Genomic DNA, 26,266 nt, shown 5'->3' on the forward strand with positions numbered 1-26,266 from the left:
AAGGAGAAGTCCTCATGACCGACCGACTGACCTACACGGAACTCGCCGTCCTGATGAAGAAGGGCGCCGGACTCACCGTCGACCCGCGGGACATGGAGAAGCGCCCCGGGTCCGCCTTCGACGAGTTCGGCCTCGACTCGCTCGGCCTCCTCGGCATCGTGGGCGTGCTGGAGAACCGGCACGGCCGGGCGCTGCCGGCCGACGCCGACCGCTGCAAGACCCCGCAGGAATTCCTCGACCTCGTCAACAACACCCTCATGACTGGAGCCTGAAGTGTCCGGACACACCGAGAACGAGATCACCATCGCCGCCCCCCTGGACCTCGTCTGGGACGTGACGAACGATCTGGAGAACTGGCCGCGGCTGTTCAGCGAGTACGCCTCGGTCGACGTGATCGAACGGAACGGTGACAGCACGACGTTCCGCCTGACCATGCACCCCGACGAGGACGACAAGGTCTGGAGCTGGGTCTCGGAGCGGACCGTCGACCGCGCCGCCCGCACGGTCCGGGCCCGCCGGGTCGAGACCGGCCCGTTCCAGCGCATGGACATCCGGTGGGACTACTCCGAGGTCCCCGGCGGTACGAAGATGCGCTGGGTGCAGGACTTCGCGATGAAGCCCGACGCACCCGTCGACGACGCGTGGATGACGGACAACATCAACCGGAATTCCAAGGTTCAGATGGAGCTCATCCGGGACAAGGTCGAGCAGCGCGCCCGGGAGCAGCGTACGGCCTCGGTCGCCGCCGGCTGATCCGCCGTCCACCCACGGCCCGGCGCCCGGCCGGGCGCCGGGCCGGGAACCAGAAAGGCATCCCACGATGCACCACGCTCTGATCGTCGCCAAGATGGCGCCGGGTTCGGCGCCGGACATCGCCGAACTGTTCGCCGCCTCCGACAGCAGCGAACTGCCGCACCTCGTCGGGGTCACCAGGCGCAAGCTCTTCCAGTTCGGCGACGTCTATCTGCACCTGATCGAATCGGAACGCCCGCCGGGCCCCGAGATCGCCAAGGTGACGGAGCACCCGGCGTTCAAGGACATCAGTGACAAGCTCACCGCCTATGTGAGCGCGTACGACCCGCAGACCTGGCGCGGCCCCAAGGACGCCATGGCCCACGAGTTCTACCGGTGGGAGCGCGACACCACTGCCTGAGACGTGACGTCGCCCCGGGTCCGGCCGGCCGGACCCGGGGCGACGTCCGTCGTTTCCCTGGCAGCGGAATCAGCGCGGGATCACGCATTCGAACGCGTCAAGGTACGGGTTGACCGGGACGACCCTGTCGATCTGGAGCCCGGCGTCGGAGATCCGGCTCACCAGGCTCTCCCTGGTGTGCTTCGCGCCGCCGACGTTGAGGAGCAGCAGCAGGTCCATCGCGGTGGTGAACCGCATCGACGGGGTGTCGTCGACCAGGTTCTCGATGATGACGACCCTGGCCCCGGGGCGGGCTGCCGCGACGACGTTGCGCAACGTCCTGCGCGTGCTGTCGTCGTCCCACTCCAGGATGTTCTTGATGATGTAGAGATCGGCCTCGACGGGGATGGCCTCGCGGCAGTCCCCGGCCACGATGCGGGTCCGGTCGACGAGCGGTCCCTCGTCCCGCAGCCGGGCGTCGGCACGTGCCACCACACCGGGCAGGTCCATCAGGGTGCCGCGGACCGAAGGGTGCTTCTCCAGCAGACTCGCCAGCACGTGCCCCTGGCCGCCGCCGATGTCCGCCACCGCGGACACCCCGGTGAGGTCGAGGAGTTCGGCGACGTCCAGCGCGGACTGCATGCTGGAGGTGGTCATGGCCCGGTTGAAGACGTGGGCCGATTCGTCGGCGTCCTGGTGGAGGTAGTCGAAGAACCCCTTGCCGTGCACGTCCTCGAAGACGCTCCGGCCGGTGCGGACCGCGTCGTCGAGGCGCGGCCAGACGTCCCAGGTCCAGGGTTCGGTGCACCACAGGGAGATGTAGCGCAGGCTGTTCGGGTCGTCCTCACGCAGCAGGCGGGACATCTCCGTGTGCGCGAAGGCACCTTCCGGGGTCTCGGTGAAGATTCCGCAGGAGGACAGGGCACGCAGCAGGCGGCGCAGGGGCGCGGGCTCGGTCTTCACCTGCGCCGCGAGCTCCTGTGCGGTCGCGGGCGTGTCGCCCAGCGCGTCGGCGACACGCAGCCGGGCGGCGGCGCGCACGGCGGCCGCGCGGGCTGCCCCGAAGGCGATCTCGCGCAACTGCATGGCCGGCTGAGGGGGCGTGACGGGGTGCGGGAGTGCGGCGTGTACGGAGTTCGGGGCGGGGGTGGGGCTCACAGTGGTCATACTGTTTCGCTTCTCCTCGTGCGGGGGTGCGCCGGTCAGCACATCCCGGCGGGGGTGGACTTGGTGCAGACGTTGGCGACGAAGGTGTTGTTCTTGCCGGTGTCCCCGTTGGCCAGGTCGGCCGGCTTGTTGCCGAGCGCGACGTTGCCGCTGATGGTGTGGCCGGTGTTCTTCGTGCCGACGAAGCTCTTGAACAGCACGACGCCGCCGGAGAGGGGCGTGGTACCCACGTTGTTGCTGATCGTGTTCGAGCGGACCTGGGTGTCCGCGGCGCCGGTGAGCACGATGCCGGAGCCCTGGATGGCCGGCAGCCGTTCGGTCTTGGCGCAGGACTTGTTGTTGTCGCTGATCAGATTGGACTTGATCGTCATGGCTCCGGCCTGCGGCTTGCCCTCGTCACCCACGATGAACGCACCGCTGCAGTTGCGGGTGAAGGCGTTGTCGTGGACCGACATGTTCCGCACGCGCCTGGCGGTGAAGCCGATCCGGTTGTTCGTCAGCGTGTTGTCCTGGACCTCGGTGCCGCGGGTGTCGGTGGCGCCGCCCTCCTCGTCGACGGTGTTCGCGACGAAGAGGCCCGCGTCGCCGTTGGCGCGGGCGGTGTTGCCCGTGAACTGACCTCGGGTCGAGCGCTCCTGGGCGATGCCCCAGACGCCGTTGTGCTCGGAGGTCACGTGCCGGACGGTCAGCTGGTCCGTCCAGGAGGCCCAGACGCCGGTCTTCTTGAATCCGGAGACGGTGAGCGAGTCGATGCGCACGCCGTCCACGGTCCGGCCCGATCTGCCCAGGACGCAGATTCCGTTACCGGCCTTCGCGCAGGCGTCGGCGGCGGGTGTCTTCGCCGACGGGGGTTTGATGACGGTCCGGTCGCCGAAACCGCGCAGGGTCAGGCCCGCCTTGTCGATCAGGACGCTCTCCCGGTACGTGCCGGGAGAGATGACGACCGTGTCACCCGGCTTGGCGGCGTCCACGGCCTTCTGGATCGACTGGTTGGGGTGCACCACGCGCGGACTCGCGACGGAGGCAGACGGGTCGGCTGCGCCAAGCCCCACGGCCGAAACGGCGAGTCCTCCCGCCGAGACGACCGCGACAGAGGCAAGGCTCATGATGTGTCGTTTCCTCATGAGCCGAAGCTATGGGCGATTTACTCCTATTGCCACATAAAGTGAGCGGTTGGACACGGAGCGTGCCTGAATGGCTCAGTCGGAATCCGCCGCCCGGCGTGCGGAGCGGAGGCGCGAGGGTGCGTTCGGGTGATTCGGGCCGCGGCGGCGTTCGGGTGACGCCCCGCCCCGGGCTCCGGCCAGCGGCCTCGGTTCCCGGGCACGCGCGGCAGCGTGCGTGCCCCCGGGGTGCGCGTGACGGTTGTGGACCTCAGTTCTCGGGCGCGTGCGGGGGCGCGACGACCGAGCGGGCCCACCGGTAGTCGGCCTTGCCGCTCGGTGAGCGCCGGATCTGCGGAGTGATCACCAGCCGGCGGGGAATCTTGTAGCCGGCCAGACGGGTCCTGCAGTGCGCCTGGACGTCGTCGAGCGAAGGCTCGGCCGCTCCCTCGCGCAGTTGCACCACCGCCGCGACATGGCTGCCCCACCGGGCGTCGGGCGCCCCGGCGACCAACGCGTCGTACACGTCCGGATGGGCCTTCAGGGCCTGCTCGACCTCCTCGGGGTACACCTTCTCGCCCCCGGTGTTGATGCACTGCGAGCCCCGCCCCAGGACCGTGACGACGCCGTCCGCGTCGACCGTCGCCATGTCGCCGAGCAGGACCCAGCGCCGTCCGTCCCGGTGGAAGAACGTCTCCGCCGTCTTCTGCGGGTCGTTGTAGTACCCGAGGGGCACATGGCCGCGCTGGGCGATCCGCCCCGGCTCGCCCGGGGCGACCGGCTCGTGGGTCGTCGGATCGACCACCGCCGTACGGGAGTTGACCTGGATCCGGAACCCCTTCTCCGGGCCCGAATCGGCTGTCGCCGTGCCGTTGAAGCCGGACTCCGACGAGCCGAAGTTGTTCAGCAGCATCACCGTGGGCACCAGTGCCTGGAACTCCGCACGCACCGAGTCCGACATGATCGCGCCCGAGCTGGAGACGGAGAACATCGACGAGCAGTCGGTGCCCCGCAGCGGGCCCTTCAGTGCGTCGATCAGCGGCCGCAGCATCGCGTCGCCCACCAGGGACACGCTGGTGACCTTCTCCTTCTCGATCGTGCGGAGCACCTCCCCGGGCACGAACTTGCGGTGGATCACGACCTTCTGCCCGAAGTTGAAACCGATGAACGCCGTGAGGGTCGACGTGCCGTGCATCAGCGGAGGGGTGGGGAAGAAGGTGATCCCGTCGCCGCCCGCGGCCACCCGTTCGGCCAGTTCCTGAGGGGACTTCACCGGCTCACCGGTCGGCGCGCCGCCGCCGAGACCGGAGAAGAAGAGGTCCTCCTGGCGCCACATCACGCCCTTGGGCATGCCGGTGGTGCCGCCGGTGTAGATGATGAACTGGTCGTCGGCCGAGCGCGGTGGGAAGCCGCGCTCCGGGCTCCCGGCCGCCTCGGCGTCCGCGAACGCCACGGCCTCCGGGCCGCCGGCGCCGGCCGCCGTCGCGTCCACCCGGATCAGGTGACGGAGGGTCGAAGCCTTCGGTGCCGCTGCCGAGACCCGGGCGTCGAACTCGGAGTCGAAGACCAGGGCCACCAGATCGGCGTCACGGTAGAGATACGCCAACTCCTCCTCTACATAGCGGTAGTTGACGTTGACGGGGACGATGCGGGCCTTCAGGCAGGCCAGCACGGTCTGGAGGTATTCCACTCCGTTGTACAGGTGCAGTCCGAGATGTTCGCCAGGGGTGACGCCCGCCTCGATCAGATGGTGGGCGAGGCGGTTGGCGGCCGCGTCCAGCTCCGCGTACGTCAGTCGGCGTTCCGCACCCGTACCGGGGTGGTCGAGGTAGACGAGCGCCTCGCGTTCGGGGACCGCGTCGACGACCGACTCGAACAGGTCGGCAAGGTTGTACTCCACCGTTCCTCCTGACCCGGGATGCTGACTGGCTCGGCGGTCATTAGAGCGCCGGGAGGCACAAGTGGGAAGGGGGCCGATGAAGAAAACTGACTGACTGTCAGAAAACTATTGAACTGGAACCCCGGCTACTGCAACCTGTTCTAGGTCGTGAGACGGGAGGCAGGCAATGGGTGGTACGGAACACCTCACCGTGCGGCGCGAGGGCGCCACACTGGTGCTCACCTTGAACAGGCCGGAGGCGAAGAACGCCCTCTCGCTGCCGATGCTGGTCGGGCTGTACGACGGCTGGCTGGCGGCGGACGAGGACGACACCGTCCGCTCGGTCGTCCTCACCGGCGCGGGCGGCTGCTTCTGCGCCGGCATGGACCTGAAGGCCCTGGCGGGCAAGGGGATGGAAGGCGAGCAGTACCGCGACCGGCTGACCGCCGACCCCGATCTGCACTGGAAGGCGATGCTGCGCCACCACCGCCCCCGCAAGCCGGTCATCGCCGCCGTCGAGGGCCACTGCGTGGCGGGAGGCACCGAAATTCTGCAGGGCACCGACATCCGCGTCGCCGGGGAGGGCGCCACCTTCGGACTCTTCGAGGTCAAGCGCGGCCTCTTCCCCATCGGAGGGTCGACGGTACGGCTGCCGCGCCAGATCCCCCGGACCCACGCGCTCGAAATGCTCCTCACCGGACGCCCGTACAGCGCCGAGGAAGCAGCCGGAATCGGGCTGATCGGGAAAGTCGTCCCCGACGGCACCGCGCTCGAACACGCCCTCGCCGTCGCGGAGCAGATCAACGCCTGCGGACCGCTGGCCGTCGAAGCCGTGAAGGCCTCCGTGTACGAGAGCGCCGAACTGACCGAGACCGAGGGGCTCGCCGCGGAACTGAAACGCGGTTGGCCGATCTTCGCCACCGACGACGCCAAGGAAGGCGCCCGCGCCTTCGCCGAGAAGCGCCCGCCCGTCTACCGGCGCGCCTGAGCCCAGGAGTCCGACCGTGTCCGACATCCTCAGCGCACCGCTGGTGCTCGAATTCCCTTTCACCCGTTCCCTCGGACCCGTGCAGAGCGCCTTCCTCACCGGACTGCGCGAACGCACCGTACTCGGCGTCCGCACCGGCGGGGGAAAGATCCTGGTCCCACCCGTCGAGTACGACCCCGTCACCGCGGAGGAGATCCGCGAGCTGACCGAGGTCGCCGCCACCGGCACCGTCACCACCTGGGCCTGGAACCCCGCCCCGCGGCCCGGCCAGCCCCTCGGCACCCCCTTCGCCTGGGTCCTCGTCCGCCTCGACGGCGCCGACACCGCCCTGCTGCACGTCCTCGCCGCGCCCGGACCGGAAGCGGTCCGCACCGGCATGCGGGTACGGATCCGCTGGGCCGCCGAGCGGACCGGCGCCATCACGGACATCGCCTGCTTCGAACCGTACGACGGGCCCGCCGGCGGGCCGTCGGCGCACAGCGGCGCGTTCACCGACCCCGTCCACGGCATCGTCACTCCCGCCCGCCTCGACTACCGGTACACCCCCGGCCGGGCGCAGAGCGCGTACCTCGGCGCACTGTCCGAGCAGCGCATCGTCGGCGAGCGCTGCCCGTCCTGCGCCAAGGTCTACGTACCGCCCCGCGGCGCCTGCCCCACCTGCGGTGTCGCCACCGCGGAACAGGTCGAGGTCGGCCCGCGCGGCACGGTCACCACGTTCTGCGTCGTCAACATCAAGGCGAAGAACCTCGACATCGAGGTTCCCTACGTGTACGCGCACATCGCACTCGACGGGGCCGACCTCGCACTGCACGCGCGGATCGGCGGTATCCCGTACGACCGGGTGCGCATGGGCCTGCGGGTCGAACCCGTCTGGACCGAGGGCGGGCGCCACCCCGATCACTACCGGCCGACCGGGGAGCCGGACGCCGACTACGACGCGTACAAGGAGCTGCTGTAGATGCGGGACGTAGCGATCGTCGCCTTCGCGCAGACGGACCACCTCAGGCGCACCGACGAACTCTCCGAAGTCGAGATGCTCATGCCCGTCCTCCACCAGGTCCTGGCGGCGACCGGGCTCAGCGCCGACGCCATCGGCTTCACCTGCTCCGGATCCAGCGACTACCTCGCCGGCCGCGCCTTCTCCTTCACCATGGCGCTCGACGGCGTCGGCGCCTACCCGCCGATCTCCGAGTCCCACGTGGAGATGGACGGTGCCTGGGCGTTGTACGAGGCCTGGGTGAAGATCCGGACGGGCGAGGCCGACACCGCGCTCGTCTACTCCTACGGGAAGTCGTCGCCCGGCGAGCTGCGCGACGTCCTCACCCGGCAGCTCGACCCGTACTACGCCGCCCCGCTCTGGCCCGACCCCGTCGCGCTCGCCGCACTCCAGGCGCAGGCGCTGATCGACGCGGGGGAGACCGACGAGGCCGCCCTCGCCGCGATCGCCACCCGCAGCCGCGCAGCCGCCGCGGACAACCCGCACGCCCAGCTCGGCGGCCCTGTCCCGGCCGGTGACTACGTCGTACGGCCGCTGCGGACCGGGGACTGCCCGCCGGTCGGCGACGGCGCGGCCGCCGTGGTGCTCGCCGCCGGTGACACCGCCCGCGCGCTGTGTCCCCGCCCCGCCTGGATCCGTGGGATCGATCACCGCATCGAGGCCCACGGCCTCGGCGTACGGACACTGACCGAATCGCCGTCCACCCGGCTCGCCGCGACGCACGCCGGAGTCTTCGAACGCCCTGTGGACACCGCCGAGTTGCACGCGCCGTTCACCTCGCAGGAGGTGGTGCTCCGCAAGGCGCTCGGGCTCGACGACAGCGTCACCGTCAATCCGTCCGGCGGTGCCCTCGCCGCCAACCCCATGATGGCCGCCGGGCTCATCCGCCTCGGCGAGGCCGCGGCCCGCATCCACCGCGGCGAGTCGGACCGGGCTCTCGCCCACGCCACCTCCGGACCCTGCCTGCAACAGAACCTGGTCGCCGTCCTCGAAGGGGAGAGCGCTCATGCCTAAGGAGCCCGTGGCCGTCGTCGGCATCGGCCAGACCAAGCACGTCTCCGCCCGCCGGGACGTCTCCATCGCCGGGCTCGTCCGCGAGGCCGCCGTCCGTGCGCTGGAGGACGCGGGACTGACCTGGGCGGACATCGACGCCGTCGTCATCGGCAAGGCACCCGACTTCTTCGAGGGCCTGATGATGCCGGAGCTCTATCTCGCCGACGCCCTCGGCGCGGTCGGCAAACCGATGCTCAGAGTGCACACCGCGGGATCGGTCGGCGGCTCCACGGCACTCGTCGCCGCCAACCTCGTCTCCGCACGGGTGCACCGCACCGTCCTCACGCTCGCCTTCGAGAAGCAGTCCGAGTCCAACGCCATGTGGGGCCTCTCCCTGCCCATCCCGTTCCAGCAACCTCTGCTGGCCGGAGCGGGTGGGTTCTTCGCCCCGCACGTACGCGCGTACATGAGGCGCACCGGTGCGCCCGACACGATCGGCTCCCTCGTCGCGTACAAGGACCGTCGCAACGCGCTCAGGAATCCGTACGCCCACATCCAGGACCACGGCATCACCCTGGAGAAGGTCCAGTCCGCACCGATGCTGTGGGATCCGATCCGCTACTCGGAGACCTGCCCGTCCTCCGACGGGGCCTGCGCGATGATCCTCACCGACCGTGCCGGAGCGGAGCGTGCGCCGTGTCCGCCCGCCTGGGTGCACGGCGGCGCGATGCGCAGCGAACCGACACTCTTCGCGGGCAAGGACTTCGTCTCGCCGCGGGCGGGCAAGGACTGCGCGGCCGATGTGTACCGGCAGGCGGGGATCAGCGACCCGCGACGTGAGATCGACGCCGTCGAGATGTACGTGCCGTTCTCCTGGTACGAACCGATGTGGCTGGAGAACCTCGGCTTCGCCGACGAGGGCGAGGGCTGGAAGCTCACCGAGTCCGGTGTCACCGAGCTCGACGGAGATCTGCCGGTGAATCCGTCGGGCGGGGTGCTCTCCACCAATCCCATCGGCGCCTCCGGCATGATCCGCTTCGCCGAGGCCGCATTGCAGGTACGGGGACAGGCGGGCGAGCACCAGGTCGCCGGGGCACGGAAGGCGCTCGGCCACGCGTATGGCGGCGGGGCGCAGTTCTTCTCCATGTGGCTGGTCGGGGCGGAACCTCCCACCCGCTGACCGCGACGCCGCGATTCCTGGCGGCGCGCGACGCCGCATTCCCCGGCGGGCGCGCGCCGCCGGCTCCGGCACCTCGCCGCGTTGTCGGAACGCCTGAACACATTCGGCATGCGGGCGTCCCTACGCCTTGCGATGCACCGCGTCCGACGCCGCGCGCTCATCCACCAGGGATCACGGGACAGCCCTTAGCGTGGTGACCGTGACGGGCGAGCGAGATCTTCGAACCCTGCTGAGCGGCATGCGGCCGGAGCTGAACCCGGGCCGCTATGTCTTCACCACAACGCCCGGCGGCGTGATGCCCGACGGCGTCCACCCGGTCGTCGCGGTCGCCGAGCCCGAAGGACTCACGCTCGTGCTGCCGGAGGCCGAAGCCGTCTCCGCCGGGCTCCGGTACGACTACGTGGCAGGCTGGATCACCCTCCGTATCCACTCCGCTCTGGACGCGGTCGGGCTCACCGCCGCGGTGTCCCTGGCGCTCACCGATGTCGGACTGAGCTGCAATGTGGTGGCCGGTTTCCACCACGACCACCTCTTCGTCCCGTACGACCGGGCCGCCGAGGCCGTCGACGTGCTGAGGGCGCTGGCCGCCGAGTCCGCCTCATGACGTGAGGCCGAGGTGCCGCGTTCCCCTGGAGGGGAGCGGCCGGAGTCCGGGAAACCCCCCGAAGTGCGGCAACAGGGCCCGGCCGGGCCCGACCCGGGCAGGCGGCCGGGCCCCGGCCCGCGAGGACCCGGCTCCGCAACGTGAGCTCGGACACGTAACATGTCTGCATGTCCTTCCTCCGCCGCCGTAGCGCCGCCACACCCGCGGGCCCCGACTTCGACGTCCTGGCCATGGACCCGGGGGACTGGCCCGGAAACCTCGGTGCCGGTCTGCTGCCCGCGCCCGACGGCAGCTGTCAGGGTGTCTTTCTGCGCTACGACCTGTTCGGCGGCCGCGGCCCCGCGATGATCATCGGAAATCTCCCCGAGGGCTCGCCCGCCCGCGAGACGGAAGAGGGCCAGGTTCCGTTCGAGGTCGCCCAGCTGCTGCTCGCGCTGGAGAACGACGAGCCGGTCGAGGTCACCGGCACCGAGGACATGCCCGTGATGCAGGGCGACAATCTGCTGATCGTCCGCCGTGTCAAGCTCTCCGAGAGCCGGATCTCCTGCGTCCAGTTCGACCGCAGCGACGGCGTGCTCGTCACCATCGCCAGCTGGGACCGGCCGATCACCGACGACCTGTACACGCTGCTGAAGCCCCTGCCCGCTGAGCTGTTCCAGCAGGGCTGAAACAGCCCTCCGCCCACACGCAGGGGGCGGCCTGGGGCGTCAGGCAGGCTCGCCGTGTGGTGGCGGTGGCGAGCCGCAGCCACGAAGTGACCGTGCGCGGCTCGCCGTTCGCGAGCGGTGAGAAGGTCTCCCGAGGCGCGCCCCGGCGGGCGCTACACCCTGGTGACCGAAGGCCGGGCGAACAGCGCGGTCACCCGCGCCGCCGAGACACCGAGCCCGGTGGGACCGCTGACGTGCCACGGGGTACCGGTACCCCGCCGCAGATCCTGCTCGCGATAGCGCCGGCAGCCCCGGTGCCAGATCAGGATGCCCGCCAGCCAGTGCTTGAGCTCCTGCACATACCCGGTCAGGATCTCCCTGGCCTCCGTGTCCAGCCCGAAGTCGTCGTACAGCACTGGCAGTTCCTGCTCAGCGACGTGCAGGAACTGTCGCAGCCGGGATTTCATCAGGTCGTGCACGATCCCCACCGCGGTCGGATAGTCCACCCCGAAAAAGTTCTGCACCACCAGGACGCCGTTGTGGACCTCACCCTCGTACTCGATCTCCTTCTGGTACGAAAACAGGTCGTTGAGCAGACACCCGTAGTCGGCCGCCGCGTTCTCCAGTGAGCGCAACGGACCGCTGCGGTAGACCTCCTCAGGCACCTTCCGGCCATGCCCCAGCCGGCACAGACTCATGGTGAGATCCGATCCGAACGTCATGCGCCGCATCTCGATGTAGTCCACCGGGTCCGGAATGCGGTTCTGCGCCTGGTTCGCCAGCTCCCACAGCCAACTGGCGGTCATCTCCTCGACCGACGTCCGGAAGGCCAGGCGTCCGCTCGTGTCCATCGGAGCCGAGGTCTTCACCCAGAGATCGGCCAGAGCGCGCTCCAGGGCGTTGACCGGCTCGGGCGTCGCGGACCCGTCCAGCGGCATGAACAGCGACAGCCGCTCATTGGCGCGCTTGGCCCCTGCCAGGTCGCGGGTCCGCCCGTGTACCACCGGGAACCAGTCGTCGCCGTACGTCCCCCAGGCCAGCCACTGGGAGGACAGATCCAGTTCCTCCGGCGTCGCATCCGGGTGCAAACCCGCCGCGCACAGCGGCAGGTCGGTCGCGAGGAGCCGCTCCTCGTCCCAGATGTGCGAACCCGGCACACCCGGTTGTGCCTCCAGAATCCCCATGCGCTCCGCCCAGCCGACGATCCGCACCCGCGCCCCCTCCAGATGCGGGCTGAGGGTCGTGTCGAACGGCAGCTCCACGTCGGGCAGCAGAGAAGGACCGACGTGCTGGTAGGGCACATGGGTGTGGCTGCGCAGCCGGGCCGACTCCGCGCGGGAGGTGAACCGGATCGACGCCGCGGACATCCCGAAGCCGGGCACGGCCTCACCGGCCCCGCCGCCGTTCATGTAGCGGCTGGAGCGCATGTGCCACTCGTGACCGCCCGACTGCCAGTCCTGGAGCCCCTTGGCATAGGCCAGGACCGCTGCCGTCCCCGCCGGGCCGAGACCCTTTTCCGCGCAGAGCGGACCGAGCTCGGTGAGGGCTGTGTTCTCGAACTGCTGCAGCCGTGATGTCAGCAGATCGTTCACCGCGTCGGCGGCCTCCTGTGTGGAGCAGCCCAGGAAGTGTTCGAGGACCAGCACGCCATTGCTGTTCTCGCCCTCGTCCTCGACCTCCCGCTGGTACGAGAACAGGTCGTTGCGCAGATGCACACCGTCGGAGAAGGCGTCCCGCAGCACCCGCAGCGCACGTGCGTCGGCCACCTGCTCGGGGACCTCGGCTCCCGCGGCGTATTCCACGAGACCCGCAGACCACGGGGCGCCGCCCACCTTGCGGCGCATGTCGATGTACTCGACGGGGTTCGCGATCCGCCCCTCGTTGATGTTGGCGAGCTCCCACAGGGACTCGTTCAGCAGGTTCTTCGTGGCCTCGGCGAACCGGACCCGCCAGGCGTCGGACATGTGCGGCACCGTCCGCGTCCACAGATCGGCGAGTCCCGCCTCGACGGGATTCGTCGGCTCCGGCATCCCGGCCCCCCGGTCCATCGGCATGAACGCCGGCAGCCGGTCCAGATACTGCTTGCCGCCCTCGCGGTCGGGGGTGCGCTTGAAGAGCTCCAGAAAATGGTCGTCGAAGAAGAAGACCCACACGTACCAGTCGGTGACCAGCGAGAGAGACTCGGACGAGCAGTCGGGATGGGTGTACGCGCACAGCAGCGCGTAGTCGTGGGAGTCGAGGTCCTTCTCCTCCCAGATGCCGGAACCCTCCACCATCCCTATGCTGCGTGCCCACTGTTTGGTGTGCCGGCGAGCCTCCTCGACGTGGGCGTTGAGCCGCGCCGGATACGGTACGTAGAAGTCCGGCAGGGTGAAGGGCTGAGCCATGTACGTACGGCCTTTCCGAGATTTCCGTGCGTGCGCCGCACGGACCGGTCGTGTCCGCGCGAGCACTACCCTTCGGCTGTTCGAGGCACGCACATCCGAAATTAGTCATACAAAAAGTGCGCTCGTCTGCGGCGGGCGAGGGCATGCCGACGACCGGCGGGCCGCTCCGTAAAACCTGGGTAACGCGGCGTCCTCAACAGCCGGTTGCTCCTTTCCTGCGCAGGTCAGGAACCCTGCCAGTGGTCTGGTCCACTGGCTCGACTCGCGACCTCCACGGAACCCTTGACGTGCAATCACCTCAGGTCAGAGAGTGTGCGCGCACACCAGAACATGAGATCGGATCAGGCACGGCTCCATCACGCACGGCTCCATCACGCACGGGTTCATCACGCACGGCTCCAAGAAGGGTTGTCATGACGTCCAAGCAGAGGACCGGACTCGCACTCGCGTTGACGACGGTCGGCGCACTGAGCATGGCGCTGCTCAGCCCCGCGGCACAGGCCGGCGCGGACGGGGTACGGCCGGAGTGCCCGCGCGGCCTCGAATGCGACTGGGTACCGGCGGCCTACCAGCAGACGGGCGACGCCGCCGACAAGGAGACGTACGGGAACTACGACACCTCGGACCGGCCGCAGACCAACAAGATCAGGTTCATTGTTCTGCATGACACCGAGGAAGACTTCGACACCACCCTGAAGATCTTCCAGAACCCGCTGAAGCAGGCCTCCGCCCACTATGTGGTGCGCTCGGCCGACGGCCATGTCACCCAGATGGTCAAGAACAAGGACGTCGCCTGGCAGGCGGGCAACTGGTACGTCAACAGCCACTCCATCGGCATCGAGCAGGAAGGCGTCGCCGTCGAGGGCGCCACGTGGTACACCCCCGAGATGTACCGCTCGACCGCCGAGCTGGTGCGTCACCTCGCGGCCAAGTACGACATCCCGCTCGACCGGCAGCACATCCTCGGGCACGACAGCGTGCCGCCCACCAGCGCGTCCGGCACCAAGGGCATGCACTGGGATCCGGGTACGTACTGGGACTGGAACCACTTCATGGCGCTGCTCGGCAAGCCCACCGTGCCCAGCGCACCCAAGAGCAGTGAACTCATCACCGTCAGCCCGGACTTCAAGAAGAACCAGCAGGCGTTCCGCGACTGCGAGAAGGGGGTGGACCTGCCCGTCCAGGGATCCAGCGCCGTCCCGCTCCACACCGCGCCGTCCACCGACGCGCCGCTCTTCTCCGACCCCGGCCTGCACACCGACGGCTCACCCGGCACGAACTGCGCCGCCGACTGGGGCAGCAAGATCAGCGCCACCCAGCAGGCTGTCGTCGCGGACCGTGCCCCGGGCTGGACGGCTATCTGGTGGTACGGCCAGAAGGCGTGGTTCCAGACCCCGGCGCGTACCCGGACCACCACACCCACCTCCGGCTACGTGGTCCGGCCGAAGGCGGGCCGTACGGAGGTGCCGGTGTACGGCGTGGCGTACCCGGAGAAGGCCGAGTACCCCGCGGACTTCGCGGACCAGCGGGTGGGCGCGCCGCTGGCCTACACCATCAAGGCCGGCCAGTCCTACCCCGGCGGCGGTGAGGCGCCCACGGGCTTCTTCTACGCCCCCACGATCGATGCCTCGTACCCGCTCGACCACTCGTACTTCCGTGGCAAGGAGAAGTACGTGACGGTGCAGATCGGCCACCGCGTCGCCTTCGTGAAGGCATCCGACGTGGACATCGTGCGCGCGCACTGAGCCACGGCCCCGCCGGGCCGGCACGTACGACAGCGCGCTGCGGGACCGGAGTGTCGGCACCGGACCCGCAGCGCGCGTGTTCCCCCGAGGACGGGGTCAGCGAGTGCCGACCGCCGCACGCATGGCCCGGCGGGCCATCGCGCAGTCGTCGTGCAGCCGGCGCAGCAGCAGCCGCTGCTCCTCACTCGACGAGAGCGCACCCGGCCGGTCCTGACCGGCCACCGCGGGCGCGGGCTCCCGCATGGCCCGCTGGACCGCCGTCTCGTACGTACGGATCTCCCGCGTCAGCACCAGCATCAGGTTCACCAGGAACGCATCCCGCGCCGCGGGCCCCGCGGCCTGCGCGTACTGGCTGATCTGACGCCGCGCCGCAGGCGCGTCACCCAGGACCGCCCAGAGCGTCGCCAGGTCGTAGCCCGGCAGATACCAGCCCGCGTGCTCCCAGTCCACCAGCACCGGACCCGCGGGCGACAGCAGGATGTTGGAGAGCAGTGCGTCACCGTGGCAGAACTGCCCCATGCCGTGACGGCCGCCGGCGTGTGCCAGACCGTGCAACAGCTTCTGCATGTCGCCCAGATCGCGGTCGGTGAACAGCCCCAGCTCGTGATGGTGGGCGATGCGCGAGGCGTAGTTCAGCGGCGCCTCGAAGAGCCCCGGAGCCGGTCTCCAGGCATTGACCCGGCTGATCGCTCCGAGCGCTGCTCGCACATCCGCACGGGGCGGTGCCTCCGACGGATGCCGGGTCAGCGCCGCCACCCGGCCGGGCATCCGCTCGATCACCAGGGTGCAGTTCTCCGGGTCGGCCGCGATGAGTCTCGGCACACGCACCGGCGGGCGGTGCCGGACGAACGCGCGATATGCCGCTATTTCGTGACGGAATCGCTCCGACCACGCGGGGGAGTGGTCCAGTAAACACTTGGCGACCGCGGTGGCGCGACCGGTGGAGCCGACGAGGAGTACCGAACGGCCGCTGCGGCGCAGCACCTGCACCGGATTGAACTCCGGGCAGATCCGGTGCACCGAGGCGATCGCCATCCTCAGCTGGGCGCCCTGCGGACCGGAGAGGTCCAGCCGGCCGCTGAGCTGTGGGCCACCCGCCCCCGCCGGCCGCCGCGGCCGGACCGCGCCGGGTACCGACGGAGCGGCGTGCGGAGCGAGGTACGGTCCGCCGCCCGCCCCCAGGGGACGAAGCGGACGGGGCGGGGCGGTCACGGAGGACGATGCTGTGTACATGGGCGAGACAGATCCCTTCGCGCGCCGACAAGTTGCGTGCACCGCCCCGGCCGGCGGCCGTTCGGCACCCTGGGGAGTACCTAGGGCTGCCGGGCGGGGTGGCGCTTTCCTACCTGACACCGGGCCGCGGGTGGCAGACCATCTGGCGCACCCTGGCGAACCCTGGCGAATAGTCGCAACGCATCTGCCAGGGCGTTACTGTCAAGACAGCCGAGAACCTGGGGGCTTGACGTGACCGGAGAACCCAACACCCGCCTGTCCGACCTGTTCGGCCTCGCCGGCTGGTCCAAGGGCGAACTCGCGAGAATGGTGAACCGGCAGGCGGCGGCCATGGGCCATCCGCAACTGGCCACCGACACCTCGCGGGTGAGGCGTTGGATCGACATGGGGGAGTCCCCCCGCGATCCCGTGCCCAAAGTGCTGGCTGCCCTGTTCACCGAGCGGCTCGGCCGTGTCGTGACCATCGAGGACCTCGGGTTCGGCCGGCGAGGGCGTGTGGGGAAGCGGAGAGAGGTCGGGAAGCAGCACAATCCCGACGGACTGCCGTGGGCGCCCGAGCGGACGGCAGCGGTCCTCACCGAATTCACGGGAATGGACCTCATGCTCAACCGACGCGGCTTGGTGAGCGCGGGCGCCGCGCTCGCCGCAGGATCGACCATCACCGGCCCCATGCACGACTGGCTGCACACCGACCCCGTCCTGACGGCCGATGCTCCAAGGACCGACGACCCCCTGACCGCGGATCCGGCCGGCTTCGACCGGTACGAGGCCGCACCCATCGGGTCGGAGGAGATCGAGGCGCTCGAACGGTCCGTCGAGGTGTTCCGCGCCTGGGACGCGTCCCGGGGCGGCGGACTGCAGCGCAAGGCCGTCGTGGGCCAACTCAATGAGGTGGGTGGCATGCTCGCCTTCCGCCACCCCGAACACCTGCAGCGCCGTCTCTGGGGCGTGGCGGCCAATCTCGCCGTACTGGCGGGATGGATGTCCCATGACATCGGACTCGAACCCACCGCCCAGAAGTACTTCATCATCGCCGCCCATGCGGCGCGCGAGGGCGGCGACCGCCCGCGCGCGGGCGAGGCGCTTTCCCGCGCCGCCCGCCAGATGGTTCACCTCGGCCGTCCCGACGACGCCCTGGATCTGATGAAACTCGCCAAGTCGGGTTCCGGGGAGATGGTGCTTCCGCGAACCCAGGCCATGCTGCACACCATTGAGGCCTGGGCGCAGGCGTCCCTGGGCCGGGGCCAGGCCATGCGCCGCACCCTCGGCAAGGCGGAGGAGCTCTTCGTATCGGACAAGAGCGATGTGCCGCCGCCCAGTTGGATGCAGCTGTTCGACGAGGCGGATCTGCACGGCATGCAGGCGCTGGCGTTCCGTACGCTCGCCGAACACGACCCGTCGGTGGCGGTCGTGGCTCAGCGCCACGCCAAGCGGGCTCTGGAGCTTCGGGTCAACGGGCGTCAACGGTCCAAGATCTTCGACTACATCTCGCTCGCCTCGGCGTGCTTCATCGCCGATGATCCCGAGCAGGCCGACCGCTACGCGCGGCTCGCCCTGGTGACGATGGGGGAGACCTCCTCGCACCGCACCTGGGACCGGCTGCGTGAGATGTACCGACTGACGGGCCAGTTCGCGGGCTACGCGAGGATCAAGGACCTGCGCGAGGAAATCGAGCTCTCCCTGCCGCAGAGCTCGATCGTCAAGCAGTCGAGGCGCTCCACGGAGATCTGACCTACGGGTGCCGCGATGAGGCCGACCCGGCCTTCACCTGTCCGACCGGCCGCAGTCCGGCACCGGTTGTCCGAGCGCCCCGCTCGCAGGCGGTTCGACCTCCTGCGTACCGCGCCGTGTTCGGTGTTCCGCGTGTCCGCGACCTTGTGCGGGTTCACTGCGCCCGGTCCCCGATGCGGGCGATCAGTACGCACGCACCGTTCAGGCGTTCGGCGCCGCCGAACTCCGTGACGACCCTCCGTACGCACTCCTGTGCCGTACGGGACCGCGCGAAGTGCGGTGCGAGAGCGAGCAGCGCGTCCCGGCCCGCACCCCGGTCGCTGTGGGGGCTCAGCCCGTCGGTGTGCAGGACCAGCACATCACCGGGCAGCAGGCGTACTTCGTCCTGCTCGTACGCGACACCGGAGGCCGCGCCGAGCAGGACGCCGTCCGGCGGCATCAGGGGGCGTCCCGCTCCGTCGCGGAACAGCAGCGGTGCGGGGTGCCCCGCCTGCGCCCAGGCGAGGGTGCCGGTGGCCGGGTCGTAGCGGCAGTACAGCGCACTGCCGAGAGCCGACTGGACGGAGGACTCCAGTAACTGATTGAGATGCCCCATCAGGGCCCCCGGCTCGATGCCGGCCACGGCCATTCCGCGCAGTGCACCCAGGAGCATGGCCATCGCCGAGGTGGTCTGGATGCCGTGACCGGTCAGATCGCCGACCGTGAGGGCGGACCTGCCGTCCGGCAGTTCCAGCACGTCGTACCAGTCACCGCCGATCAGGGAGCTCGACTCCGACGGAAGGCAGTGGGCGGCGATGTCCAGCGCGCCCGGTCCTGGTGAAGGAAGCGGCAGGGAGCCGCGCCACGGGGGGAGCACGGCCTCTTTGAGCTCGACCGCCATCCGGCGCTCGGTCCGTGCCATGTTCTGCCGGTGCCGCAGTGAGTCATGGCTCGTACGCGCGGCGTGCTGGTTGCGCCGCAGCGCACTGACGTCGCGGAGCACCGCCCACATGGAGGCCGTGCACCCGTCCGCGTCGAGGACGGGCTCGCCCATCATGTGGAGTGTGCGCATCCGGCCATCGGTCCGCAGAATGCGGAACTCGCCGTCTATCGGTCTTCCGTCGATCAAGCAGTCCGTCACCAGGGCGGTGAGTACGGGCTGGTCCTCGGGGAGAAGCATGGACGGGAGTTCGTCCAGCGAGAGAGGTCCGGCGGCGGGGGATCTGCCGAAGATCTGGAACAGTTCCTCGGACCAGGTGACCTCGTCCGTCAGCAGGTTCCATTCGGCGCTGCCCACCCGGCCGATCAGGGAACCGGTCCGCGGTTCCTCGACGGTCTCCTGCACGGCGTCCGGCGTCGACACCGCTGTGGGCCGCCCCGGGGCGTCCGGCGAAAGTCCCTCTCGGAGCTGCCCCAGATGTGTGCCGAGATCATCGAGGTGATGGACCGCCAGATCGCAGAGTGCGCGCTGCCAGCGCGTCTGCGGGTCTTCCTCGTCGACCAGTACCGTGTCCCGCCGCACGGCGTCCACGTCGCCGCGCAGCCGACGGGTCCGGGTGATCAACGCGTCGACGGCGTCGCGCCCGGGCGGCTGGGGGGCTGGGCGGTCCCCGAGGGAATGGGACGGCATTTCGTACTCCGATACAGGCGCGGCACGACCAAGTCCGAAAGGGGGACCGATGAAGACTGTTGCACAGGCGGCCGAACCCCGTAAGGGATTTGGCAACACTCGATGAGTTATTGCTTCTGGCATATGCCTCAGGCCGTACGGGGCGCCGCTTCGTCGAACAGCCATGCTGTTGCCGGACGTTGACGCAAGTCGCCCGGTGTGTCCGGGCGGCTGTGTGCCCGCGCGAGTGGTCTCACGGGTGCCGCGTCCCACTGTGGCGGGGCATATGCGAGGGCGTCCGGCGTGAGTGAGGGTCTCGATGCGAGAGGTGGACGGGGGTCGCGGACGGGTCTCGAAGCGGGCCGCGTCTCGATGTGGCCCAAGGGGCGGGGGCGGTGTGCGGGGGGACGGGAATGCGGCGGGGTGCGCGCGCGTTGGTGACGAGCAGAACGAAAACGATACCCATCCTCATCAGGTAAGGGGGCGGGATCGGTGCGAGAGAGTGGAGACGCCCATGGCGCGCAGCGAGATCCGTCCTGTCGTGACACTCAGGTCGACGGCGGGAACGGGGCAGACCTATGTGACGCGCAAGAGTCGCCGGAACAACCCCGACCGACTGGTCCTGCGCAAGTTCGACCCCGTGGCGGGGCAGCATGTTCTCTTCCGTGAGGAGCGCTGACCGGAGGGTTCGTCGGAGGTGGGTCCGTCGGAGGTCGCCCGCACTCCGAAATGGTTGATTTCGTGCCGTGAGTCACAGTGCGGGGTGCGGGTGCCCGGGAACCATCCTTGATGGTTTAGTGTTCACCTATATGTGGATGCCGCGCATCGCGCCCACAGCCCAGCGGCCCCGGCCGGATTCCCCCGATCCGGTCGGGGCATCTTTTTACCCGATGCGGGGTGGGCGGGAACGGCGGAGACGGATGCGGGAGAACAGCCCGGGCGCGGACTCCATCACGAGCGCACCCGCTGCCGGCACCACGGCCGCCATGGCTGCGGCGCCCGGCCAGAACCTCACCGCCAGCGCCGTCACCGCCGCGCCCGCCACGACCGCGATCAGCCGACCGGCCACCCAGCCGTCTCCCTGGACCCGCGAACGCAGCGTCACGCGGCTCACGAGGGACGTGAGCGTGCCCGTGAAGTAGTTGGTGGGCGTCGCGCGGATACGCCCCTGAATCCCCATGGCCACGGCAATGAGGGCCAGCAGTCCCAGCCGGTCCCCGTCCGAGACGATCAGGTCCCCGGCCCACAGCGCGGCGCCCGCCGCGAGCAGGGCCACCTCGATCAGCAGCATCACCGGCAGGGGCCACCGCAGGCGGTCGCTCATCCACGCGCCGCACATGACTCCGAAGCCGTACGCACCGAGCGCGGTGATCACGCGCAGGGCCACCCCGTGCTCCCCGACGCCGGCGGTGGAGGCGCCCAGTAGGACCAGATTTCCGGTCATCACTCCGGCGAAGACCTGACCGACGCAGATGAAGACGAAGGCGTCGGCAGCCCCGGAAGCGGCCGACAGAAGCAGCAGCGCCCCTTCGCTCCGTGGATCGCGGCCGGCGGGGAGGGTGGGAGTAGACACGTCTGCATTCTCGGCGCGGCCGCGCCGAGGGTGCCGACCCGCGGCCGGTACGGCGTGCCGAGCCGGCCACGGACCGGGCGCCGCCGCGCTTGCCCGCCGCTCGTACGACGGCGCACGGCGGACCCGGCGTCGTGGCTTCCATCCTGCGAGCGAGCCCACCGGCGGATGGATTCTTTCCGGTTCCGGTGCGGACGAGGCAAGATCGCGGGATGACATGGACAGCACCTGATGTGAAACGCGTACCCGGTTCGCTCGTGGCCGGTGAGCGGGAGATGCTCACCGGCTATCTCGCGTGGTTCCGCACTTCCTTGTTGCACAAGTGTGTGGGTCTGACCGGCGATCAGCTCGCCGAACAGGCCGTTCCGCCGTCGAACCTCACACTGCTCGGACTGATCCGCCACATGGCCAAGGTCGAGCGTGTCTGGTTCCGGCAGCGGTTCGCCGGTCAGCCGCTCGACCCCATGTACGACCCCGAGAAGGGCAAGGACGCGGACTTCGAGGACCTGGACCCGGCCCGCGCCGCCGAGGACTACGCGCGTCTCGTCGAGGAATGCCGGCTGGCGGACGAGATCGTCGCCGGTGCCTCGATGGACGACACCTTCGTCCATGCCGACGAGATGTATTCCCTCCGGATGGTCCACATCCACATGATCTCGGAGTACGCGCGCCACCTCGGCCACGCCGATCTGCTGCGTGAGCGCATCGACGGCGTGACCGGCGGGTGATGCGCCACTGAGCAGGGTCCGGGCCGGCATCCGAGCGGATGCCGGGCGACTTCGGCTCCTGTCGCCGGTGGCCTCGTGTCCACCCGGTCGGCTCCTCAGAGGGCGAGGTCGCTCAGTCCGGGGTGATCGTCGGGACGGCGGCCCAGCGGCCAGTGGTACTTTCGATCGGCTTCCCGGATGGGTACGTCGTTGATGGACGCGTGCCGGACGGTCATGAGCCCGTCCGTGTCGAACTCCCAGTTCTCGTTGCCGTACGAGCGGTACCAGTTGCCCGAGTCGTCATGCCATTCGTAGGCGAACCGGACGGCGATCCTGTTCCCGTCGAACGCCCAGAGCTCCTTGATGAGCCGGTAGTCGAGCTCCTTGGCCCATTTCCGGGTCAGGAAGGCGATGATGTCGTCCCGCCCGGCGACCCATTCGGCGCGATTGCGCCACCGGGAGTCCTCGCTGTACGCGAGCGCCACCTTCTCGGGCGCCCGGGAGTTCCAGCCGTCCTCCGCCAGTCTGACCTTCTCGATCGCCGACTCGCGCGTGAACGGCGGGACGGGGGGACGTGCGGACATGTTCTCTCCTGACGCGTGTGACGGTGATCCCGACGTGCCTTGCAGGGTAGGGCCCCTTTCACCGGTGCCACGGTCGCCCACCAGGTGAACTTCGGCGGCCTGACGGGCAAGCAGGAGGTCCTCCCGGTCCGGAACATCGCGGACACGGCCGGCGCTTGCGCGGACCGTTCTGTGAGCGTCCGATGGCTCCGGTGCGCCGCGATGCGCGCACGCCGAGGCATGCGCACGTTCGTTGTGCGTAGTTCGTCGGACTCCGGCGTCACTCCTGGGGCGTCCTCCGCCTCGTCCGTCAGGAATGCGCCGGGGGGTAGCGCCTGTTGGGGGTGTCGTCCCAGGTCACGGCGGGTGCGGGTGCGTATGACGAGCATGCGGTGTGGCGTTGTTCGACCCGGATTCGGGCCGTGTCAACGAAGACACGCTGTCATCTGGGGTGAGCGGGCATCAGCAAGTCGCCTGGACGGACTAGAGGGAGTTCAACTCGCCTATAAAAAAGGCGCATTGACTTCTCGTCGGAAGAATTAGGTATGGCATCCGGGTGTCCCGTGTACCCCGATCGGCGCCACGGGACCAGTCTTTCAATATGTCCGATATGACAGCTCTGGTGGCCCTCAGTACGTTCAATCTCGGGTCGACTGCTCAGCCGACCTCTCTGAGACAGGAGAAGTGACATGGTTACCCGTTCCACCGTCGTTACCGCCGCTCTCGCGGCTGCCGCGGCTCTGGCCGCCACCGGCATCACGTACGCCTCGGCCGCCTCCACGGAGCCGGCCCAGGCAGCCCCTGTCGTCCAGCAGGCCACCGCCCCCCTCTCGGCTCTCAACGGCGGCGACGCCGGCAAGGGTGAAGAGGGCAAGGGCAACGAGGGCAGGGGTGGCTACGAGAAGGGCAATAACAAGGGAGGCGAGAGGCGCCACTTCGAGGGCCGCATCCACATCAACGAGCGCACCTACACCGCCGAAGGCGGCGGCTGCGTGACCGTGGTCAGCGGTCTCGGCTCCAAGACCCTCAACATCCGCAACGACAGCCGCCGGACCGTCGAGGTCTTCCGTGGCGCGACCTGCGACAACGGCGCCCCGCTCGCGGTCGTCGGACCCTGGAGCTCCAGCGACGGCGTCCACCCGGGCCGTGTCCGCGGTGGCGTGAAGGTCCACAACGGCGTGGTGGGCAGCTTCCGCGTGATCGAGCGTCACCACGGTGGCGGCGACTTCGGCGGCGACTTCGGTGGCGACTTCGGTGGCGGCGACTTCGGCGACCGGTGACCGAGCACCATCACGATGGTCGGTAACCGAGCACCACACACAAGGCTGGTGATCGAGTCACCCGTCTGACACAGAACCCCGGCCCGCCGGAATCGGGCCGGGGTTCCGGTCTGGGTGCTGCTACCTCGCCATTCTAGAGCCGGACGGTGAGGTGCTGCCAGCTCATCAGGAACGGCCCCGCCGTGCGCGACCATCGGATTCCGGTGTGCGGCGGGGCCTCGGCGTGCGCCGACGGGGGAGGGCGGGCAAGGGCCTCGTCCGCGTCTTCTGCGAAGAGGCTCCGCCATCGGAGTGGAACGCGGACCGGTGCGGGTGCCGAGGGGGTGATCCGGGCCGGTCCGGATCAGCCGCGGGGCCAGGGGCGGCCGTCGAGGCGTTCGATGTCGCGGTTGAGGCGCCCGAGGCCGTCCGCGAAGCGGGCCGCTTCCTCGGGGGACCAGTCGGCCAGGACGCGGGCCAGGCCGTTCACGTTCGCGGTCCGGTCGTTGTCCAGGCGGCGCTCGCCCTCGGCGGTGATCGCGAACTTGCGGGCGATGCCTCCCTCGGGGTCGGGGATGCGCTCGACGACGCCGGCGCGCAGCATGGCGGCGGTCTGCCGGTTGAGGGTGGAGGTGTCCAGGCCGAAGGCGTTGCTGAGCTGGCTGATGGACAGCGGGCCCTCCGCCTGGATGCGGCTGAGGAGGATGTAGGCGCTGCGGTCGAGTCGCCCGGTGCCCCGATAGGTGAGCAGGTGCATGTACCGGCTCAGAAGCATCGTCTCGAACTCGATCCGGTCAAGGTGCTTGTCCACGCAAGGTTTCCTTTGGCTCCTGGCTCGCCTTCCCCTCGGGAAGGTCACCTTCGGTAGATATACCACGGATTGTATGCATGGTGCACGTGAAGTGCATGAAACATATCCAGTGTATGGTGCACATCGATTGCATGGTGCATTTCGCCATGGTCCGGAAGAGATAAGAGGGAGTACCCGTGGACAGACCCCAACCCGCAGCCCGCTCAGGCGGTGTTGTCGGCATCCTCGCCTTCGCGGGCATCGTGGCCGCGATCACGCAGACCTTGGTGGTGCCGCTCATCGCGGAACTTCCGAAGCTGCTCGACACCTCCGCGTCCAACGCCTCGTGGGTGATCACCGCCACACTCCTGGCGGCCGCCGTGGCCACGCCCGTCGCCGGGCGCCTCGGGGACATGTACGGCAAGCGGCGCATGCTGCTGGTCTCCCTGGTTCCGCTCATCGCGGGCTCGGTGTTCTGCGCCGTGTCCTCCTCCGTCGTCCCGATGATCGCCGGTCGTTGTCTCCAGGGCCTGGGCATGGGTGTCGTACCCCTGGGCATCAGCCTCCTGCGCGACGTCGTGCCGGCCGAGAAGCTCGGCTCGTCCATCGCGATCATGAGCGCGTCCATGGGTGTCGGCGGCGCGCTCGGCCTGCCCTTCGCCGCCGCGATCGCCGAGAACGCCAGCTGGCGCGTGCTGTTCTGGGTGGTCGCCGCCCTCGCTCTGGCCGTCGGTGCCCTGATCTGGTTCTTCGTGCCCGGGGGGCGCGAGAACGGCGCCTCGGGAGGCTTCGACCTGCTGGGCGCCGTCGGTCTGGGCAGCGCGTTGATCTGTCTGCTGCTCGCCGTTTCCAAGGGTGCCGACTGGGGCTGGGGGAGCGGTACCACGCTCGGTCTGTTCGCCGCCGCCGTCGTCGTGCTGCTGGCCTGGGGCTGGTGGGAGCTGCGCATCAGTGACCCGCTGGTCGACCTGCGTGTGACCGCTCGTCCGCAGGTTCTGATGACCAACGCGGCCTCGATCCTGGTCGGCTTCGCGATGTACGCCCAGTCCCTGGTCGTGCCCCAGCTGCTCCAGCTGCCCAAGGAGACCGGTTATGGCCTGGGCCAGTCGATGCTCGCCATGGGTCTGTGGATGGCGCCGGCGGGTCTGATGATGATGGCCATGTCGCCGATCGGCGCCAAGCTCTCCGCGGCCAAGGGCCCCAAGGTCACCCTGGCCCTGGGCAGCCTGATCATCGCCATCGGCTACGGCATCTCCCTGCCGCTCATCAGTTCCGGCTCCACGTGGAGCCTGCTGGTGGTCACCATCGTCTGCAACACAGGTGTCGGCTTCGCCTACGGCGCGATGCCGGCCCTCATCATGGGTGCGGTTCCCCAGTCGGAGACCGCTTCGGCCAACAGCTTCAACACCTTGATGCGTTCGATCGGCAGCTCGGTCTCGGCCGCCGTGATCGGTGTGGTCATGGCCCAGATGACCACCAATTTCGGTGGTTACGCGCTGCCGTCCGAGAGCGGCTTCCGCACGGCCATGCTGATCGGGTCCGCAGTGGCTCTCGTGGCCGCGGTGGTTGCCTCCCTCATCCCCCTGAGGGCAGGCGCACAGCAGGAGACCGTCACTCCCGAGCACACCACATCAGAGGTGCCCGAGGTCGAGGTCAAGGCCTGACGGGCCATTACCTGTTGGAGCAGGCTGCCCTGTCCCGTCGCGGGGCGGGGCAGCCTGCTCCTTTTGTACGCACCGTCGAGGGGCGGGCCGGCGGGCGGCAGGGCTCACCGGCCCCGGGGAGCCGGCCCCCTCGGAGCGGACCGACCCACGCACCGGCTCACGGCATGGCCGCGACGCCGTCACCCCACGCTCTACCGGCGTGCGCCGAACGGCTGGGCGCGCGGCGTACGCCGGACGTCGTCCGGGCGCGACGGATGTGCACGGCTCCGTGGTACGGCTCGCCCGTGCTCGTGGCGACGCTCGGCCCGGACCGGGACGCGCATGGCCGTCGAGGCGTTC

General features: G+C 69.5%; 24 protein-coding genes. 15 read left to right on the forward strand and 9 right to left on the reverse strand.

From position 1 onward, the window contains the following. Window positions 1-14: 14 nt before the first annotated feature. The 3 genes from ACFVUT_RS01330 to ACFVUT_RS01340 all read left to right on the forward strand — a co-directional run bounded on the left by ACFVUT_RS01330 (window position 15) and on the right by ACFVUT_RS01340 (window position 1,153). Window positions 15-272, forward strand: a complete 258-nt coding sequence (locus ACFVUT_RS01330) for a phosphopantetheine-binding protein (RefSeq protein ID WP_389642383.1) — start codon at window positions 15-17, stop codon at window positions 270-272. A gap of 1 nt (window position 273) precedes the next feature. Next, complete coding sequence (locus ACFVUT_RS01335; protein ID WP_389642385.1) at window positions 274-753, forward strand: SRPBCC family protein; 480 nt, start codon at window positions 274-276, stop codon at window positions 751-753. 67 nt (window positions 754-820) lie between these two features. Next, window positions 821-1,153: a TcmI family type II polyketide cyclase gene (locus ACFVUT_RS01340; RefSeq protein WP_389642388.1), complete on the forward strand. Its 333-nt coding sequence runs from the start codon at window positions 821-823 to the stop codon at window positions 1,151-1,153. Between the two features lie 69 nt (window positions 1,154-1,222). Here ACFVUT_RS01340 and ACFVUT_RS01345 read toward each other — a convergent pair whose 3' ends face one another. The 3 genes from ACFVUT_RS01345 to ACFVUT_RS01355 form a co-directional block, all read right to left on the reverse strand. After that, window positions 1,223-2,299 carry a methyltransferase gene (locus ACFVUT_RS01345; RefSeq protein WP_389642391.1) on the reverse strand — a complete coding sequence of 359 codons (1,077 nt, stop codon included), beginning with the start codon at window positions 2,297-2,299 and terminating at the stop codon, window positions 1,223-1,225. 35 nt (window positions 2,300-2,334) lie between these two features. Then, window positions 2,335-3,423 (reverse strand): nitrous oxide reductase family maturation protein NosD, encoded by a 1,089-nt coding sequence (locus tag ACFVUT_RS01350; RefSeq protein ID WP_389642394.1) that lies wholly within the window; start codon window positions 3,421-3,423, stop codon window positions 2,335-2,337. Between the two features lie 250 nt (window positions 3,424-3,673). Then, on the reverse strand, window positions 3,674-5,302 hold the full coding sequence (locus ACFVUT_RS01355; protein WP_389642397.1) for an acyl-CoA synthetase: 1,629 nt from the start codon (window positions 5,300-5,302) through the stop codon (window positions 3,674-3,676). Between the two features lie 166 nt (window positions 5,303-5,468). Here ACFVUT_RS01355 and ACFVUT_RS01360 point away from each other — a divergent pair, with 166 nt between their 5' ends. The 6 genes from ACFVUT_RS01360 (at window position 5,469) to ACFVUT_RS01385 (ending at window position 10,711) form a co-directional block, all read left to right on the forward strand. Continuing rightward, window positions 5,469-6,269, forward strand: coding sequence for a crotonase/enoyl-CoA hydratase family protein (locus ACFVUT_RS01360; RefSeq protein WP_389642400.1), 801 nt, complete (start codon window positions 5,469-5,471; stop codon window positions 6,267-6,269). Window positions 6,270-6,285: 16 nt separating this feature from the next. Continuing rightward, complete coding sequence (locus ACFVUT_RS01365) at window positions 6,286-7,227, forward strand: Zn-ribbon domain-containing OB-fold protein (protein WP_389642402.1); 942 nt, start codon at window positions 6,286-6,288, stop codon at window positions 7,225-7,227. Then, complete coding sequence (locus tag ACFVUT_RS01370) at window positions 7,228-8,280, forward strand: thiolase domain-containing protein (RefSeq protein WP_389642405.1); 1,053 nt, start codon at window positions 7,228-7,230, stop codon at window positions 8,278-8,280. Further along, window positions 8,273-9,439 (forward strand): thiolase domain-containing protein, encoded by a 1,167-nt coding sequence (locus ACFVUT_RS01375; RefSeq protein ID WP_389642407.1) that lies wholly within the window; start codon window positions 8,273-8,275, stop codon window positions 9,437-9,439. Before ACFVUT_RS01370 ends, ACFVUT_RS01375 begins: the two co-directional genes overlap by 8 nt. A gap of 199 nt (window positions 9,440-9,638) precedes the next feature. After that, complete coding sequence (locus ACFVUT_RS01380; protein ID WP_389642409.1) at window positions 9,639-10,043, forward strand: ACT domain-containing protein; 405 nt, start codon at window positions 9,639-9,641, stop codon at window positions 10,041-10,043. A gap of 167 nt (window positions 10,044-10,210) precedes the next feature. Further along, a complete protein-coding gene (locus tag ACFVUT_RS01385; protein ID WP_018550733.1) occupies window positions 10,211-10,711 on the forward strand; it encodes a hypothetical protein in 501 nt (166 codons plus the stop codon). A 152-nt stretch (window positions 10,712-10,863) separates the two neighbouring features. Here ACFVUT_RS01385 and ACFVUT_RS01390 read toward each other — a convergent pair whose 3' ends face one another. After that, on the reverse strand, window positions 10,864-13,077 hold the full coding sequence (locus ACFVUT_RS01390) for a germacradienol/geosmin synthase (protein ID WP_389642412.1): 2,214 nt from the start codon (window positions 13,075-13,077) through the stop codon (window positions 10,864-10,866). Between the two features lie 413 nt (window positions 13,078-13,490). On the opposite strand from ACFVUT_RS01390, the gene ACFVUT_RS01395 reads away from it, so the two are divergent. Then, entirely contained in the window at window positions 13,491-14,822 is a 1,332-nt protein-coding gene (locus ACFVUT_RS01395; protein WP_389642415.1) for an N-acetylmuramoyl-L-alanine amidase, read from the forward strand. Window positions 14,823-14,918: 96 nt separating this feature from the next. Here the strand turns inward: ACFVUT_RS01395 and ACFVUT_RS01400 are convergent, their stop codons facing one another. Beyond that, the gene (locus tag ACFVUT_RS01400; RefSeq protein WP_389642418.1) at window positions 14,919-16,055 is read right to left on the reverse strand and encodes an aminoglycoside phosphotransferase family protein; all 1,137 of its coding nucleotides are present in this window, start codon (window positions 16,053-16,055) and stop codon (window positions 14,919-14,921) included. Between the two features lie 231 nt (window positions 16,056-16,286). On the opposite strand from ACFVUT_RS01400, the gene ACFVUT_RS01405 reads away from it, so the two are divergent. Then, window positions 16,287-17,786, forward strand: coding sequence for a hypothetical protein (locus ACFVUT_RS01405; RefSeq protein ID WP_389642421.1), 1,500 nt, complete (start codon window positions 16,287-16,289; stop codon window positions 17,784-17,786). 154 nt (window positions 17,787-17,940) lie between these two features. Here the strand turns inward: ACFVUT_RS01405 and ACFVUT_RS01410 are convergent, their stop codons facing one another. Further along, window positions 17,941-19,395, reverse strand: a complete 1,455-nt coding sequence (locus tag ACFVUT_RS01410) for a PP2C family protein-serine/threonine phosphatase (RefSeq protein WP_389642424.1) — start codon at window positions 19,393-19,395, stop codon at window positions 17,941-17,943. Window positions 19,396-19,888: 493 nt separating this feature from the next. Here ACFVUT_RS01410 and rpmG point away from each other — a divergent pair, with 493 nt between their 5' ends. Beyond that, window positions 19,889-20,053, forward strand: a complete 165-nt coding sequence (gene rpmG / locus ACFVUT_RS01415) for a 50S ribosomal protein L33 (protein ID WP_389642426.1) — start codon at window positions 19,889-19,891, stop codon at window positions 20,051-20,053. 204 nt (window positions 20,054-20,257) lie between these two features. Here the strand turns inward: rpmG and ACFVUT_RS01420 are convergent, their stop codons facing one another. Continuing rightward, window positions 20,258-20,947 carry a YoaK family protein gene (locus ACFVUT_RS01420; RefSeq protein ID WP_389642429.1) on the reverse strand — a complete coding sequence of 230 codons (690 nt, stop codon included), beginning with the start codon at window positions 20,945-20,947 and terminating at the stop codon, window positions 20,258-20,260. 209 nt (window positions 20,948-21,156) lie between these two features. Here ACFVUT_RS01420 and ACFVUT_RS01425 point away from each other — a divergent pair, with 209 nt between their 5' ends. After that, the gene (locus ACFVUT_RS01425; RefSeq protein ID WP_389642432.1) at window positions 21,157-21,672 is read left to right on the forward strand and encodes a DinB family protein; all 516 of its coding nucleotides are present in this window, start codon (window positions 21,157-21,159) and stop codon (window positions 21,670-21,672) included. Window positions 21,673-21,767: 95 nt separating this feature from the next. On the opposite strand, the gene ACFVUT_RS01430 is transcribed toward ACFVUT_RS01425, so the two are convergent. Next, a complete protein-coding gene (locus ACFVUT_RS01430) occupies window positions 21,768-22,235 on the reverse strand; it encodes a DUF1348 family protein (RefSeq protein ID WP_389642435.1) in 468 nt (155 codons plus the stop codon). A 668-nt stretch (window positions 22,236-22,903) separates the two neighbouring features. On the opposite strand from ACFVUT_RS01430, the gene ACFVUT_RS01435 reads away from it, so the two are divergent. Beyond that, entirely contained in the window at window positions 22,904-23,494 is a 591-nt protein-coding gene (locus ACFVUT_RS01435; protein WP_389642438.1) for a hypothetical protein, read from the forward strand. 343 nt (window positions 23,495-23,837) lie between these two features. Here the strand turns inward: ACFVUT_RS01435 and ACFVUT_RS01440 are convergent, their stop codons facing one another. Further along, window positions 23,838-24,284: a MarR family winged helix-turn-helix transcriptional regulator gene (locus tag ACFVUT_RS01440; RefSeq protein WP_389642441.1), complete on the reverse strand. Its 447-nt coding sequence runs from the start codon at window positions 24,282-24,284 to the stop codon at window positions 23,838-23,840. Window positions 24,285-24,460: 176 nt separating this feature from the next. Between ACFVUT_RS01440 and ACFVUT_RS01445 the strand changes: the two genes are divergently transcribed. Then, window positions 24,461-25,927 (forward strand): MFS transporter, encoded by a 1,467-nt coding sequence (locus ACFVUT_RS01445; RefSeq protein ID WP_389642443.1) that lies wholly within the window; start codon window positions 24,461-24,463, stop codon window positions 25,925-25,927. Window positions 25,928-26,266 lie beyond the last annotated feature (339 nt).

Origin of the sequence: Streptomyces sp. NPDC058051 (assembly GCF_042885475.1) — a bacterium.
GTDB lineage: Bacteria > Actinomycetota > Actinomycetes > Streptomycetales > Streptomycetaceae > Streptomyces.

Bases quoted from the DNA above. Each gene is read 5' to 3' on its own strand.
- ACFVUT_RS01330 (WP_389642383.1), top strand. From the start codon at position 15: ATGACCGACCGACTGACCTACACGGAACTCGCCGTCCTGATGAAGAAG.
- ACFVUT_RS01340 (WP_389642388.1), top strand. From the start codon at position 821: ATGCACCACGCTCTGATCGTCGCCAAGATGGCGCCGGGTTCGGCGCCG.
- ACFVUT_RS01345 (WP_389642391.1), bottom strand. From the start codon at position 2,299: ATGACCACTGTGAGCCCCACCCCCGCCCCGAACTCCGTACACGCCGCA.
- ACFVUT_RS01350 (WP_389642394.1), bottom strand. From the start codon at position 3,423: ATGAGGAAACGACACATCATGAGCCTTGCCTCTGTCGCGGTCGTCTCG.
- ACFVUT_RS01360 (WP_389642400.1), top strand. From the start codon at position 5,469: ATGGGTGGTACGGAACACCTCACCGTGCGGCGCGAGGGCGCCACACTG.
- ACFVUT_RS01370 (WP_389642405.1), top strand. From the start codon at position 7,228: ATGCGGGACGTAGCGATCGTCGCCTTCGCGCAGACGGACCACCTCAGG.
- ACFVUT_RS01375 (WP_389642407.1), top strand. From the start codon at position 8,273: ATGCCTAAGGAGCCCGTGGCCGTCGTCGGCATCGGCCAGACCAAGCAC.
- ACFVUT_RS01385 (WP_018550733.1), top strand. From the start codon at position 10,211: ATGTCCTTCCTCCGCCGCCGTAGCGCCGCCACACCCGCGGGCCCCGAC.
- ACFVUT_RS01390 (WP_389642412.1), bottom strand. From the start codon at position 13,077: ATGGCTCAGCCCTTCACCCTGCCGGACTTCTACGTACCGTATCCGGCG.
- ACFVUT_RS01395 (WP_389642415.1), top strand. From the start codon at position 13,491: ATGACGTCCAAGCAGAGGACCGGACTCGCACTCGCGTTGACGACGGTC.
- ACFVUT_RS01400 (WP_389642418.1), bottom strand. From the start codon at position 16,055: ATGTACACAGCATCGTCCTCCGTGACCGCCCCGCCCCGTCCGCTTCGT.
- ACFVUT_RS01410 (WP_389642424.1), bottom strand. From the start codon at position 19,395: ATGCCGTCCCATTCCCTCGGGGACCGCCCAGCCCCCCAGCCGCCCGGG.
- rpmG (WP_389642426.1), top strand. From the start codon at position 19,889: ATGGCGCGCAGCGAGATCCGTCCTGTCGTGACACTCAGGTCGACGGCG.
- ACFVUT_RS01425 (WP_389642432.1), top strand. From the start codon at position 21,157: ATGACATGGACAGCACCTGATGTGAAACGCGTACCCGGTTCGCTCGTG.
- ACFVUT_RS01430 (WP_389642435.1), bottom strand. From the start codon at position 22,235: ATGTCCGCACGTCCCCCCGTCCCGCCGTTCACGCGCGAGTCGGCGATC.
- ACFVUT_RS01435 (WP_389642438.1), top strand. From the start codon at position 22,904: ATGGTTACCCGTTCCACCGTCGTTACCGCCGCTCTCGCGGCTGCCGCG.